General features: G+C 70.6%; 11 protein-coding genes and 2 pseudogenes. 4 read left to right on the top strand and 9 right to left on the bottom strand.

The genetic code is table 11. From position 1 onward, the window contains the following. Nucleotides 1-3 precede the first annotated feature (3 nt). The 3 genes and pseudogenes from M8H82_RS28960 to M8H82_RS28950 form a co-directional block, all read right to left on the bottom strand. Nucleotides 4-192 (bottom strand): hypothetical protein, encoded by a 189-nt coding sequence (locus M8H82_RS28960; RefSeq protein WP_250078027.1) that lies wholly within the window; start codon nucleotides 190-192, stop codon nucleotides 4-6. Between the two features lie 498 nt (nucleotides 193-690). Next, nucleotides 691-2,118 carry a hypothetical protein gene (locus M8H82_RS28955; protein WP_250078026.1) on the bottom strand — a complete coding sequence of 476 codons (1,428 nt, stop codon included), beginning with the start codon at nucleotides 2,116-2,118 and terminating at the stop codon, nucleotides 691-693. A gap of 203 nt (nucleotides 2,119-2,321) precedes the next feature. After that, a pseudogene (locus M8H82_RS28950) lies at nucleotides 2,322-2,562 on the bottom strand (50S ribosomal protein L17); the annotation flags it as partial. An 89-nt stretch (nucleotides 2,563-2,651) separates the two neighbouring features. Between M8H82_RS28950 and M8H82_RS36840 the strand changes: the two are divergent. Further along, nucleotides 2,652-2,885, top strand: a complete 234-nt coding sequence (locus M8H82_RS36840) for a transposase family protein (protein ID WP_374211711.1) — start codon at nucleotides 2,652-2,654, stop codon at nucleotides 2,883-2,885. Between the two features lie 12 nt (nucleotides 2,886-2,897). On the opposite strand, the gene M8H82_RS28945 is transcribed toward M8H82_RS36840, so the two are convergent. Further along, nucleotides 2,898-3,368, bottom strand: a complete 471-nt coding sequence (locus M8H82_RS28945) for a hypothetical protein (RefSeq protein ID WP_250078025.1) — start codon at nucleotides 3,366-3,368, stop codon at nucleotides 2,898-2,900. A gap of 749 nt (nucleotides 3,369-4,117) precedes the next feature. Between M8H82_RS28945 and M8H82_RS28940 the strand changes: the two genes are divergently transcribed. Then, nucleotides 4,118-4,792, top strand: coding sequence for a Type 1 glutamine amidotransferase-like domain-containing protein (locus tag M8H82_RS28940; RefSeq protein WP_250078024.1), 675 nt, complete (start codon nucleotides 4,118-4,120; stop codon nucleotides 4,790-4,792). Nucleotides 4,793-5,508: 716 nt separating this feature from the next. Here the strand turns inward: M8H82_RS28940 and M8H82_RS28935 are convergent. Continuing rightward, nucleotides 5,509-7,653: an Ig-like domain-containing protein gene (locus M8H82_RS28935; RefSeq protein ID WP_250078023.1), complete on the bottom strand. Its 2,145-nt coding sequence runs from the start codon at nucleotides 7,651-7,653 to the stop codon at nucleotides 5,509-5,511. Nucleotides 7,654-8,164: 511 nt separating this feature from the next. Between M8H82_RS28935 and M8H82_RS28930 the strand changes: the two are divergent. Both M8H82_RS28930 and M8H82_RS36525 read left to right on the top strand, forming a co-directional pair. Continuing rightward, nucleotides 8,165-8,564: pseudogene (locus M8H82_RS28930) on the top strand (transposase family protein); the annotation flags it as partial. A 13-nt stretch (nucleotides 8,565-8,577) separates the two neighbouring features. Then, nucleotides 8,578-8,706 (top strand): hypothetical protein, encoded by a 129-nt coding sequence (locus tag M8H82_RS36525; RefSeq protein ID WP_284049471.1) that lies wholly within the window; start codon nucleotides 8,578-8,580, stop codon nucleotides 8,704-8,706. A gap of 139 nt (nucleotides 8,707-8,845) precedes the next feature. Here the strand turns inward: M8H82_RS36525 and M8H82_RS28925 are convergent, their stop codons facing one another. Genes M8H82_RS28925 through M8H82_RS28910 form a run of 4 tightly spaced genes read right to left on the bottom strand, consistent with a single transcriptional unit; the run spans nucleotide 8,846 to nucleotide 13,101 of the window. Next, a complete protein-coding gene (locus tag M8H82_RS28925) occupies nucleotides 8,846-9,706 on the bottom strand; it encodes an STM4011 family radical SAM protein (protein ID WP_250078022.1) in 861 nt (286 codons plus the stop codon). Between the two features lie 10 nt (nucleotides 9,707-9,716). Then, entirely contained in the window at nucleotides 9,717-11,084 is a 1,368-nt protein-coding gene (locus tag M8H82_RS28920; RefSeq protein WP_250078021.1) for an STM4012 family radical SAM protein, read from the bottom strand. After that, nucleotides 11,081-11,896: an STM4013/SEN3800 family hydrolase gene (locus M8H82_RS28915; RefSeq protein ID WP_250078078.1), complete on the bottom strand. Its 816-nt coding sequence runs from the start codon at nucleotides 11,894-11,896 to the stop codon at nucleotides 11,081-11,083. Before M8H82_RS28915 ends, M8H82_RS28920 begins: the two co-directional genes overlap by 4 nt. Nucleotides 11,897-11,907: 11 nt before the next feature. Continuing rightward, a complete protein-coding gene (locus tag M8H82_RS28910) occupies nucleotides 11,908-13,101 on the bottom strand; it encodes an STM4014 family protein (protein ID WP_250078020.1) in 1,194 nt (397 codons plus the stop codon). Nucleotides 13,102-13,111 lie beyond the last annotated feature (10 nt).

Raw genomic sequence — 13,111 nt, 5'->3', positions numbered from 1 at the left:
CCGTCAGCCCTTCTTCGGACGTGGCGTCGGAGGCGACAGCAGAAGGCTGGTCGACCCACTCGTCAGGGCGAGTGCCGCGCACTGCCGGCTGTCGCGGTAGTAGCCGTCGGCCTCTACCGGGTCGAGAGCCGCTTCGACGTCGATGCCGGGGACCTGGGTGAGGTCCTCGAGCTGGAACTCGGTGGCAGACATACCACCATCTCCTTTGCGAGAGATGTGCAGGTCTACTTCGATGTTCCCATTCCGTGTCGATATACACAAAAGGTGCACATTATCTAAATCATCCCATATTCAACCAACTCGAAGGCGGCGCACTGCACTTCCTGCAGGGCCGCGACTGCCCAACAGCGAACCCTGCCGCGCCGCTTCCACCTGGACGTGGCCCCGCGCGCACCTGGAGCGGACAGCGGCCCCTTCCCTGCCGCAGGCAGCCGTACGCACGCGAGCTGGCGCACGCGCACCGGTGTTCACCGGTTCCAGCTGAAGTGCAGCGGTTGGCGCTCCGCCAAGGAACACCCTGGCCGCGCCGGGGGTGTTCAGGATCGCTCGGTGGCGTTCGCCGAACACCACCGGACTCGCTGAATACCGCCGAAGCGCCCCCGTCCCACGCCCGCTGCGGCCTGCGCTCGCAGGCCGCGGCCGGAACGCGGAACGGGCCCGCCCCGAGGGGCGGGCCCGCACTGCCGTCGATCAGAGCCGGCCCCTCGGGTTCAGCACGATGGCGCCGGAGTCGTTCGCCGGATTGCCCTCGTTGGGCATCGTGTACGCGAAGAACGCCCGGCCGGTGGCGTTCCTGATCACCTCGTCGACGCGGAGGCCGAAGGTGAACGTGTGGGAGGCGTCCTCCAGGATCGGGGTGTCAACGAAGCAGAGGTAGTCGCCCTCGGCGCCCTCCCAGCCGGCGGCCTGGCAGCCCTCGGGGACCGTGGTGGCCGTGGTCCCCGGGGGAAGGTCGACCCAGAAGGAGATCGGCTCGCCGCCGGAGCGCAGCACGGCGAGCCAGGCGGGGCCGTGGTTGGCGAAGCCGACGTCGACCGACACCGTCTCGCCCTTGCGGGCCCGCAGCCGCTCACCCGTCAGATCGAGGTCGAAGGTGTTCGTCGTCGGGAAGTCCGTCTCCGCGTGCTGGGTGTAGCCCGCGGGGTCGGCGTCCGGCAGCCGCACCAGTTCCAGGTCGGGCCCGGCACCGGCCTGGTAGTCGCCCTCGGCCAGCAGGTCGGCCACCTGGTCGGCGGGCACCGCGCTGAAGGTGTAGTACATCGAGTCGTAGAGCGCGAAGCCGGCCGTCCCGATCGGGAACGGGGCGTTCAGCCCGTAGGCCGCGCCGCCGGCGAACTCGGTGTCGAAGACACAGAGGGCCGTGGAGCGATCGAGCAGCTTGTCGGGGTCACGCGGGTCGTACCAGCAGTTGCCGTAGGTGCTGGGGAAGGAGAGGCCCCGGCTGCCGGAGATCTGCAGCACGACGCCCTTGCCACCGAGGGCGCCCAGGTTGCGGAAGCCCAGCGGCGCCTGGAAGGTGTCGCCGGCCCGGAAGCCCGCGGGCTCGGTCAGCTGCTTCATCTGCAGCTCGGGGCCGCCGACCAGCACGTCCACCGTGTGCCCGGTGAAGGCCAGGCCCTCGCCCGCGGCCGTGACCTCGATGGTGCCGAAGTCGCCCGCGGCGCTCTCGTCGGTCACGTCGAGTCTGATGCCGCCCAGGTCGTTGTAGTCCTGGCCGGCGTAGATCTCGTAGTCGCTGCAGGTTGCGACCAGCCCGTCGACGGAGCAGCCCTGCCACCCGCCCAGGCGGGAGAAGTCGACGGCGGCGACACCGGCCAGGGAGCTCGCGTCCACCGTGACCGTGTAGTCGCCCTGGTGGATCGGATAGATGGCTCCGTTCTCGTCCGGCACCGGCTCACCGGGGGCCCGGAGTCCGAGCTCGACCTGTGGCTCACCCGGCTCGCCCGGCTCACCGGACTCCGGTTGCAGCGAAAGGTTCACGCTGTCGGGGCCGGTCACGGAGACCGGCAGCGGTTCCTCCTGGGCACTGGCGCTGGCCGGAACAGCGAGCGCCGTGCCGGCCAGCGCGGCCAGCGCGAACACTGAGATGGTCTGCCGCACCGCGGCGAGAGACGTCATGGAACCCCCGTGAGTCGAACATCCAGCGCCCCGGATCGGTGACGCCGTATGCATGACCTACGAGCCCGCTGTGAGGTTGCCCTGCCTTTCCGCCAACAACGCGAACGCCGCCAACACCACCGCGCGACAGCGCCGACACCGACGCCCGACAACGCGAACGGGCCCTCCCCCCGACGGGGCGGGCCCGTCGCGACGCGGAAGCGTCAGGCGTCCTTGGACTCCTCACCGGAGTCTTGGCGGTGTCCTCCACTTCGGTGGCTTTGGTCGTGTCGACCTTGGCATCCTCGGCAGCCGGAGCAGCCTCGGCGCCCTTGGGGGCACGCTTGGTGGCGGCCTCGGCCTCACCCGTCGCCTGCTGCGCGACCGTCAGCGCCTCGACCAGCTCGATGACAGCCATGGGCGCGTTGCCGCCGCGGCGGTTACCTACTTGGTGATGCGGGTGTAGCACGAGGTGACCCTCACATCCAGCCACAAGACAGTGCTATGCCGTGAACCAAGTACGGTCGCAGCTGGATGAGTTGCTGTTCTCCTCGATGGAGGGCGTGTTCGCGGAATCCGTCGAGGTGTCCGACACGGTCGTCCGGGTCGAGGCTCGCACGACCGCCGGCCGGGCAGCATGCTCGGGATGCGGGTGCCGGTCGGACCGAATACACGGCCCTTACCTGCGGTTCCCTCGTGATCTGCCAGCAGTCGGCAAGTTCGTCGTGGTGTCGTTACGGGTGCGCCGACCGGAGCCCCAAGATCAATCACAAAGCCACGAAGCATGAATCGGCGCGCCACTACTCATCGAGGGATGCCTGCCGGGCAAGGAACTCCTCGAACGCCGCCTTCTGCTTCGGATCCATGAAACCTTGGCGGACATTGCGGGCCTGCTCCTGGAGCCAGTGCGCCTCGTCGGGGTCCAGAAGCTCGGCGACCACCACGCCTTTGCGCGCAACCGCCGTGCGCCCTCCCACCCGACGACGAAAGAGCGTGAACGCGCCGAATTCCGCTGGGTGGGCCAGTTCCGGCTCCTCCACCACAGGCCGGTTCTCGTCCCCAGCGTCACTCGTTGCGTAGGCGGTGGGCGCCCAATGTTCCCAGAGCGCTAACGTGGCCGCGGGCACCAACACCGCGCGTTCCGCCTCTTCACGCCCCTCCCACATGAACGTGACAGTGACGGGCTCGCCGACCGCCTCAGTCAACCCGAGCACCCTCTCCACCTCATCGTTGATCGGGTAACCCACCACTACATCGATCTGAATGCCCATGGTGCCTGAGGCTACTGGCCGCTTCCGACTGCGCCTCGTCGACCACCGCTCACCAGGTGGACCGTCCGAAACCGGTGATCTCCACCGACTGAGTGCCTGTCCGAGGCAATACTGCGACGGAGAGCAAACGCTCGACATGATTTGGGCCAGAGCCCGAGAACGGGAATCGTTTGTCGACAAGCCCGAAAGGCGCTCTGACGGCGGCCAAGTCGATGCTCACGAGTTCGGGCGGCACCCGCCCCTGACTCGATGGGTGCATGTACCGGTGTGCCCACACCCCAGCGGCCGAGCATCGTGGCCCGCGTCATTGGCTACCACCAGTTTGGCGGCCTCAGTTCAGTCGTCGAACACGTTGAGAACGTGGTGGACGCCCACCGACACTCCTCGTCATCTTCGCGCGACTTCCAGCAAGCCGGCTTCCACAAGTGCCAACAGGGTGGCGTGGAGAGCTCGCCCAGCCGGGTTGTCTTCCCGTCCATCGCATCTCCGCCGAGTTCTCCACCGGCGACCCCTCCGCCGCCCTGGCCGCCGCCCGTGCACTGCCACAGCAAAACCTGCCCAGCGTGGAACGCCGGGCGCGCTACTACACCGACATAGCACACGCCCTGGCCCAACGCCGACGTCGGGACGAATGCGTGCGCTCCCTTCTGGCGGCCGAGCACCAAGCGCCCTTTCGGTAGCGATGAGTTTCGAGGTGGTCCCAAGTCTGTATGCCACACCGCTTCATCGCATTCGGATAGGGAGGTTCCGTGCGGCTTCTTCTCACATCCGCCGGCATCAAGAACGCGAGCATCCACGACGCCCTGGTCGACTTGCTGGGCAAACCGGTTGACCAGGCCAACGCCCTGTGCATCCCCACCGCGGCGTATGCCATGCCCGGCGGTGCTGGTTCGGCATGGCGGTTCATCAGTGGACGATCTGTCATCTCCCTGTGCGAGGTGGGCTGGAAGTCGCTGGGGGTGCTGGAGCTCACCGCGCTGCCCAGCCTCGGCGAGGAACTGTGGCTCCCCTCGGTCCGAGAGGCCGATGTCCTCCTGGCAGGTGGCGGCGATGCCCTGTATCTGTGTCACTGGATGCGGCAGTCCGGGCTGGCCGACCTGCTGCCGTCGCTGTCCGAGACGATCTACGTGGGAGCGAGCGCTGGGAGCATGGTGATGGCCCCCAGCGTCGGGAAGGACTTCAGCGAGTCCCAAGTCTGGAAGCCGCCCACCGGTGGCGACGGTGCGCTAGGCATGGTCGACTTCTCGATCTTCCCGCACCTGGACCACGAGAATCTCCCGGACAACTCCATGGCCAACGCGCAGAACTGGGCCGCCGGGATCCCGCACCCGGGGTACGCGATCGACGACGAGACCGCGATCAAGGTGACCGACGGCAGCGTCGAAGTCGTCTCCGAGGGGCACTGGAAGCTGTTCGCTCCTTGAGCTGGGATGGTGTGCTCGCGCAGGCTACGGGCGTGATCACTAGCAGGTGATCGTCCGGCGGGGGTGGTTCCGGGGTTCTCGGGCGACGGGGCTGAACATTCCGTAGGTTCCGCGGCGGGACAGCGCACATGCGGAGCGGCTGTCGGCAGGGTTGTCGGCCTGGTCGGGGAGGTGTTGTCGCACTGTGGCCGTGGTTGGGCGTTCGTGGTCGCAGTCCCGGTCGGGGACGGCTGTTGCGCTTCGTCGTACGCGCGAGACCGAATGAGTCGATGCCGCACCGTTGCGAAGCGGGAGGATCCGTGGTGAGCGATGTGGACGCGGGTGGCGGGGACCGGCTGGCTTTGGCGGTGTTGGTGCAGTAGCGGATGGCCACCACGGAACAGATGCGCCTGGTGATCGCGCCGGGGGTGCGGATCGAGCAGACGAGGCGTCGGCTGGCCAAACCGCGCAGTCAGGGCCTGCTCGGCCGGCTCGCCCTGACGGACCCGGGTGTGGTTCCCCACCCAGTACGGCGTCCAGGTCGCCTGCCAGTGGCCGGAGCTACCGGGGAGCGGCCGCCGAGGACGGCGTCCGACCCGGACGTGGTGCGGCTGCGGGCCGGCCACGGGCTGACCGTGACGGAGACCGCGCTCGCGGTGGCCGGCGAACTCGGCCAGCTGCCAGCCGTTCAAAGGGCGCGGCCCCCGGCGCGAAGGCCGGGGACCGCACCCTTCGCGTCAGCCCATGCTCGCGCGCGGCCTCAGCAGGGTGATCCGGGAGGCGCCGAGCTCCGTCACGTACAGGTTGCCGGTGGCGGTGTCCTCGGTGACATCCAGCGGCTGCTGGAAGCCGGTGAACCCGGTGATGCCCCGCGTCGGCGCGGAGAGCCTGCCCTGCGCGTCGGCGCCGAAGACCTCGATGTCCTGGCCGCTGCTGTAGCGGACCACGAGGAGACTGCCACGCAGCGCACCCCCGAAGGCGCCGCCCCGGTACTCGACGACGCCGTTCGCGGAGGCGTGCAGGCCCGCGTCGTACATGCCCGCGAGGTCGAGGTTGCGGTCGGGGAGGGTGCCCACCGGGTAGTCGGCGGTCTCGAACGGGTCGGTGCCGAACGTCGGGTTGCCACCCGCCAGCACCCACTCGCAGCGGGCCGGGTTCGGATGGCCGTAGTAGCGGCCCCGCTTGACGTCGAAGACGTAGTCCGTCTCGGCGGCGCGGTTCGAGGTGATCGCCGGGACGGGCGGTCCGGTGTACGTGCCGTGCGCGGCCGCGTCGATCCGGCGCGCGCAGGAGCCGGGCAGCGGCGACGGCGTGGCGGGGGTGTTGCCCCCGGCGGCCGAGCCGTTGGTCGGGGTGTACAGGTGCCCGTTGCTGTGCCACACGAGGTCGAAGGCGTTGCGCACGCCGGTGGCGTACAGCGTCAGCGGGGCGCCGGGGGCGTAGGGGTTGTAGGTGCCGGGGCTCTCGGTTCGCACGTCGAGCGGCAGCGCGGCGGGGAGCTTCGCCGGGTCGAGGCGCAGGATGGCGGCGCTGAGCAGGCGTTCGGGCCGGTTGGCCCAGACCGGGTCGGGGGCGCCCATGGCGTTGTTGGCGCCCTGGCTCACGTAGAGGGCGCCGTCCGGGCCGAACGCGAGGGAGTTGGTCTCGTGGTCCTTCACCGACCGCGGCAGGCGGCTGACGACCTCGGTGTACACGGACAGGTCAGGGCCGCTGAGGCGGCCGACAGCGCTGGACCAGTCCGGCTCGGCGGGGGTGCCGCCCGGATACATGGTGTTGGAGGAGATCCACAGCACGGGGGCGCTCGCCGTCGAGGCCGGGTCGAAGGCCATGCCGATGACGGTGCGGGCCGGCGCGCCCGGCAGGCCCCGCGCGGCGGCGTCGTCCCGGACGCTGGTGATCGCCCGGCCGTCGGTGAGGGTGCCGTCGCCGGCGATGGCGTACCGCATGATGTAGCCGTCGAGGGTGGCCGCGTACAGCCTGCCGTCCGGTCCCTTCACCACGGAGGTGAAGCTCCGGCCGGAGGCCACGCCGGTGACTTTGTCGAACGCGATGGTGCCGCCGCCCGTTTCCGCTCCGGTGGTGAACACCGACTGCCAGGGGAGGAAGCTTCGGCCGTCCAGGTCCTTGACGCCGCCGGTGACGGCGAACCGGTAGCGGGTGTGCGGCTTCAGCCCGGCGGTGGGTGACAGGTTGACGACGTCCCCGCCGCCGCTGGTGACGACGCGGGCGGCGACGGGCGTGCCGGTCGCGGCCTCGGTGAGCGTGACGGTGGAGGCGGTGAGCGTGGCGGCGTCGACGCCGCCGCCGATGAGGCGGAGGTCCGCGACGACACTGCCGGTGGGCGGGGCGCCCGTCGCGGTGTTGGCGGGGGTCACGGCACGCACGGCGGGACGGGTGGCAGCGTCGGCGACCGGCACAATGGCCAGATGCGTGATCTTGGTGTTGGTGCCGGTCACGGGGCTGACGGTGAGCCGTCCGTCGGTCACGGTGGGCGTGACGGTGCGGGTCGCGTACCGGGTGGCGGTGGTCGGAACGAAGCCGTCGACCGCGTTCTGGTCCTCGACCTGGAGGGCGTGGACGCTGTTGGTGTGGGCGGCGTCCCCGACCGTGACGGTGACGGAGTACGTGCCGTCCGGGACCGCGATCTCCCACCGGCCGGGGGTGGTCACCCCGGCGGATCCAGCGGGCAGTTGCATGTGCATGAGGGTGGCCCGCAGCCGGTCGGGCTCGGCTGATCCCCGGTCACGGCCGTTGCCGATGAGGCTGAGCGGTGTGGCGGCGTCGGTCCGCGTCCAGCCGTAGGTGAGGCCGGTGCCCTGGTGCGGGCCGGTGCGGGCGCCGTACGCCTGCCCGTAGTCGAGCAGGTGGCCAGTGACCGGCACGGTGGCCGCTGTACCGAAGTCAACCCTCGCGGTGAACGCAGTGTCGGCCCGCGCAGGTCCGGGCGCCGCACCCAACGCCACGGCGAGACTCGCAAGGACCGCCGAGAGCGCCGTGAGGCGCGGCCGGTGACTGGTCGACGACCGTAAGCGTCTTCGGGTACGTATCGTGGTCATGATCTCCCCCTCCGTCTTGCCAAGGACATGGCAAGGCATCCTGCCCGCCGACGCGGACACCCAAGCGGCACAGCCGTCCCGTGCCGCTCCTGAGGGTTGTGGGCTGCTGCCGGTGTCCACCGGCAGCAGCCGGTGCTCGCGGGCGGTCACGGCGAAACTCCCGCCAGTCGGCGGCTGGTTGGTCGCCGCCCCCTTCCGCCGGGAGCTTCATCGCTGCGTACTGCCTGGGCACCCCACCGGGGAGGCCGTGTCGTGAGAAAGGCGAGCGCCGAACAAGGGGATTGCCCAGCTACAGGTTGTCCCGCAACCGGTGGGGCGGTTGGTGCGTTCGTCGGGCATGGGTGGGGTGATCTCAGCAGATGATCTGAAGTGGATCGAGCCGTTTCCGGGCCTGACCGAGGTTCAGTTTGGCAGGCTGGTGGCACTGGTACGGCGCCGAGGCAGCGACGTTCAGCGTGGCCGGCCGTGGCGGCTGTCGCTTGAGGACCGGGTGTTGCTATGGCGACGTACTGGCGCACGAACCTCACCGTGCGGCAGGTGGCGCCGTTGTTCGGAGTCTTGAAGTCCGCGGCCGACCGTGTCTTGGACCTTCTCGCACCGCTGCTGGCCGTCTCGTTCACGCGTCGGCCGCGCAAGGACCCCGTCTATATCGTCGATGGCACCCTGGTGCCCACCCGCGATCGCACCATCGCCGCGTCCAGCAGAACTACCGGTACTCGACGAACCTGCAGGTCGTGGCCGGAGGAGCACATGCCGTGGGACTGGCTGGCCACGTACTTCGAGGTTGAGCAGGACAACCCGAGCGGCGGCGGCACTGTCATCCTGGGCATCGCCTGGTACGACCAGGCGTTCTTACTGGCGTACAGCATCTCGCAGTGATGGAACGAAGGTTACCTGTGCGTGTCTGTGCCGCATGGCCAGGATTGTTCGCCCGGGCTGCCTAGGGCACACATGTTCCAACTGCGGGCAAGGGTGTTGTGGTCGTCGCGGGTGGCGATCCTGGTGACGGTACGGAGCCCTACCTGCCCTTCCGTGCCACGGCCGCCGGGATTCTCTCCAGCACGCCGCCTGCGAAGACGTCGTACAGCGGCAGAGTCTCCAGGTGCACGTAGCCGATGTGGCAGTCGCACACGGCCAGCGGACACGGGCGCGGGCGCAGGGCGGAGCGGTAGGTGCCGTCGTACAGGTTGCCGAGCTCGGCGCGGACGAAGTGGCAGCGGCGCACGGTGCCTTCGCCATCGACGGAAATCACGGACTCGCCGGTGCGGCAAGGCAGTCCGGCGCTGGTGTGCGGGGTGCGGCTGTAGGGGAACAGCGGGTCCAGCGCGGTCCACTCCTCGGCCTCGGCGTCCCGATAGGTGTGCCCTTCCGCCGCGTTGATCCACAGGTAGACGTGGTCGGGGAGGTCGTCGCGCAGACGGCGGGCGGCCGGGAGGTGGTCGGGCAGTCCGACCACGCCGACGCTGTAGCGGACTCCGCGTTCGGCGAGGTCGCGGCACTTGGCGAGGAACCGGTCGTAGGGCGTCTGGCCCGGGTGGTAGGTGCACCACAGGGCGAGCGTGTCGCGGTCGGCCGTGTCGAGCCAGTCGGTACGGCAGCTCAGGTTGGTCTGGATCGCGACGCGCCGGATGTGCGGCAGGTGGGACAGGTTGGCGAGGGTGTTGCGGTACCAGGAGCGGACCAGACCCTCGCCCCACGGGGTGAACAGCAGGGAGAGGCGGTCCTCGGTCTGCCGGGTGGCCCAGTCGGCGAAGCGGTGCAGGGCGGCCCGGTCGGCGCGGAGATGGGAGGTGGAGTCCCGCCGCTTGGCGAACGGGCAGTAGGGGCAGTCGTAGTCGCAGGAGGCGAGCGGGCCCCGGTACAGGACGGTCAGATCCATGACGGGCCGCTCACTTGCGCTTGTAGGCGGCCATGGCGGCGCGCACGGCGGAGGAGAACAGCAGCGGTCCGACGGCGTCGGAGTGCGCGAGCCCCTCGGGGGTCAGTCGCAGGCGGGTGGCGGTGGGATCCTCCAGCCAGCCCTGTGCGGCGAGGCCGTCGAGTTCGGCACCGAAGTCGTCGCCGGGCTCGGCGCCGAACCGGGCCCGGTAGTCGCCGGTGTCCAGGCCGTCCGCCTGGAGGAGGGACTGCAGCAGATGCCGGCGGCGTGCCTCGGGGCGGTCGACGCGGTAACCCACCGCTGCGTGGCCGAAGTCAGTGGTGGCGACGTAGTCGTCGATGATCCCGCGGATCTCGTGCATGCCCACGGCGTAGTCGAACGAGTAGTGCAGCGCGGACGTGTACGAGCGGGCCCCGCAACCGAGGCCGATCATGCCGTCCGTCTGGCAGGCGTAGTCGTCCGCGCCCTGGGGCGGCGCGTCGGCCCGGCGGAACATCCGCATCGACTGCTGGACGTACCCCTGGTCCAGCAGATGGTCGCGGCCCGCGCGGTACAGGCGCAGCCGCTGCTCGTCCCACGCGGGGTCGGGGCCGCCCGCGTCCGGGCGGTGGCGGTTCAGGCCGGTCAGGGGACGGATGTAGAGCGGGTAGAGATACACCTCTTCGGGCCGCCAGGCGAGCGCCGCGTCCAGCGAGCGCAGCCAGGTCCGCTCGGTCTGGCCGTCGATGCCATAGATGAGGTCGATGTTCAGCACCGGGACGGCCGTGTCGCGGATACGGCCGAGCGCGGCCTCGACGTCCGCGCGCCGCTGCGGGCGTACGGCAGCCCGCGCCTCGGAGTCGACGAAACTCTGCACGCCCAGGCTCAGCCGCGTCGTGCCGCGCTCCGCCAGGACGGCGAGCCGGTCGGCGGTGGCCGTGGCGGGCGAGGCCTCCACCGACAGCGGAACGGCGAGCAGATCGGCGGCCATCCCGTGCTCGGCGATGTCGCAGAGCCGCTCCAGCTCGCGCGCGGTGAGGAAGGTGGGGGTGCCGCCGCCGAACGCCGCCGTGGCGAACCGGATGCCGTCGCCGAGCGCCTCGCGTACCGCCCCGGCCTGCCGCTCCAGCGCGTCCAGGTAGGCGCCGGTCAGGCCGTCGGAGGCGCCGATGCGGGTGAAGAGGTTGCAGAACCCGCAGCGCACCTCGCAGAACGGGATGTGCAGGTAGAGCGAGAGCGCGCTCTTGTCCTCCGTCGCCCACAGGTCGCTCAGCGCTGGTCGGTCGTCCAGCGGACGGTAGGCGGTCTTATGCGGGTAGGCGTACACGTAGTGCTGGTACGGACTCGTCGACGGGGCCGCGGCGGTCGTTGCGGCGGGGGTCGTCAGGCTGGTGCTCATCGGGTGGCCTCGGCGGGGTCGAGGAAGAAGTGGGCGTAGGGCACGGTCCACACGGACTCGTGCCCCAGGCGGTGGCCGGTGTAGCCGTCGTCGCCGTAGGCGGTGCCGTGGTCGGAGCAGACAATCGCGAAGCAGCGCCGCCGGGAACGCATGGCGTCGAAGAGGCGGCCGATGTGCCGGTCGACGTACTCCAGGGCCGCGGCGTGGGTGGCGCGGCTGTCGCCCGCCTCGCGGGTGGCGCCGGGCAGATGGAACCAGTTCGGCTGATGCAGCGCGGACACGTTCACGAAGAGGAACAGCCGCTGCTCGGCGGGAAGTCCGGCGACGATCCGCTCGGCGCGGTCGACCTGCTTCTCGAAGGACCGGGGCGAGGTGACGCCGAACTCCGGCTCCCAGTGGGACTCCTGGAACAGGCCAGGCAGCACCGAGCCGAGCGGGCCCTGCTTGTTGAAGAACCCCACGCCGCCGATGCACGCCGTGCGGTAGCCGGCCTTCGCCAGCCCGCTGACAAAGTCGGGCGTGTCGTAGACGAACGTGCCGTCCGCGGTGGTCTCACTGCCCGCGAACGTCGCCGCGAACAGCCGGGGGTGGGGACCTGGAGCGGCCGGAGTGGGCAGGAAACCGGCGAAGATCGCCTGGTGGGAGGCGTAGGTGAAACTGCCCGGCGCGTGCCGCTTCTCCCAGCGGCCGCCGGGCAGCCGGCTCGCCAGGTGCGGGATGCGACCCGCTGCCGCCAGCTCCTCGGCCACGTCGTGGCGCAGCGTGTCCAGGGTGACGAGGAGGATGTCGTGATCGCCGACGACGTCGTTCATGTCAGGCTCGGTCATGCGGTGTTCCTGTTCGATACGAGTACGGGTGCGGCAGGGGTGTCGCACAGCGGCCGGGCCGGGGGGCGCAGCGCGCCGAGCCAGGTGCCCTGGGGTCGGGCTCGGGCACGCATGACCGCCGCCACCTGCGCGCCGTAGGTGTCCAGCCCCTCGGCGCCACTGCCCGGCAGGCCGGTCAGACCCGGCAGCAGGTCGCCGAAGGCGTTGACCTCGCCCACGAACGACCGGCGCCAGCCGACGGCAGGCAGCAGGTCCACGCCGACACACAAGGTGCGCGGGAAGCAGGCGGCGGCCCGCTCGCACACCGCCAGGACCTCGGACCAGCTCCCGCCCGCCGCCGTGACGGCATCACGGGCCGCGTCAAGATCACCGCGGCGGCCGCCCAGATGGAGGTTGGTCAACGGCGTACGGCTGGTGCGCACGACGGCGTGGGTCGCCCGCCCGCCCACCACGACCACCCGGAGATCCGCGGCCCGGCCCTCCTGCGATGCCTTGGGCACCCACCGTTCCAGATGCAGCCCGTCGGGCGCCAGGGCGTCCACGACCGCCGCGACGTCCCGTTCCCGCTCGTAGCGGCGCACCTTCAGGGAATTGTGCAGTCGGCCGTCCGCGGTCAGCTCGACGGAGGTCGTCGCCCTGATCCGCCCGCCCCCCGCCTCCACGGCGAGGACCCCGGACGCCGACGAACCATGGGCGGGCTTGACGAAGAGCCGTGACATCCGGTGCTCGCGCATCAGCGCCCGTACGTCGTCCCAGCCGCGCACCGGCGCGCCGTCCGGCCCAGAGGTGGGAGAGAAGGGCACGGGTACCCCCGCCGCGTCCAGTACGGCGTGGCAGCGGCGCTTGTCGAACAGCACGGCCAGCTCGCCCGGATCGTCCAGCCGGACCCCACCGCGCAGTCCGCGCAACGCGGCCGTGAACCCGGCGTACCAGCGCGCCGAACCCTCTACCCGGGTGGGCTCGAGGGCGCCCCGCAGCATGCGGTCCACCTCGGGCTCCTCACCGGGAGAGTCGACCCGCACGTACTCCTCGGGCGCGAAGTCCGCTCCCCCCGCGCCGAGGACGTCCGCCCACGGCACCACCCGTGGACCGGGCAGGCCGGAGGCGCGCACCGCGTCGGCGAACAGCGACACCCGCCGGTTGCCGGGGTTTCCGACCACCGCGAAGCGCACACCGTCCGCAGGATCCACGCCGCCCCCG

It is taken from the genome of Streptomyces sp. YS415 (assembly GCF_023544665.1).
Taxonomy (GTDB): Bacteria; Actinomycetota; Actinomycetes; order Streptomycetales; family Streptomycetaceae; genus Streptomyces.
The sequence above is the reverse complement of the archived record's forward strand: the minus strand, read 5'-3'. Positions and strand labels throughout refer to the sequence as shown.

Coding starts and splice junctions, on each gene's coding strand:
- M8H82_RS36525 (WP_284049471.1), top strand. CDS start 8,578: ATGCCGTGGGACTGGCTGGCCACGTACTTCGAGGTTGAGCAGGACAAC.
- M8H82_RS36840 (WP_374211711.1), top strand. CDS start 2,652: ATGGAGGGCGTGTTCGCGGAATCCGTCGAGGTGTCCGACACGGTCGTC.
- M8H82_RS28915 (WP_250078078.1), bottom strand. CDS start 11,896: ATGAACGACGTCGTCGGCGATCACGACATCCTCCTCGTCACCCTGGAC.
- M8H82_RS28925 (WP_250078022.1), bottom strand. CDS start 9,706: ATGGATCTGACCGTCCTGTACCGGGGCCCGCTCGCCTCCTGCGACTAC.
- M8H82_RS28920 (WP_250078021.1), bottom strand. CDS start 11,084: ATGAGCACCAGCCTGACGACCCCCGCCGCAACGACCGCCGCGGCCCCG.
- M8H82_RS28955 (WP_250078026.1), bottom strand. CDS start 2,118: ATGACGTCTCTCGCCGCGGTGCGGCAGACCATCTCAGTGTTCGCGCTG.
- M8H82_RS28960 (WP_250078027.1), bottom strand. CDS start 192: ATGTCTGCCACCGAGTTCCAGCTCGAGGACCTCACCCAGGTCCCCGGC.
- M8H82_RS28945 (WP_250078025.1), bottom strand. CDS start 3,368: ATGGGCATTCAGATCGATGTAGTGGTGGGTTACCCGATCAACGATGAG.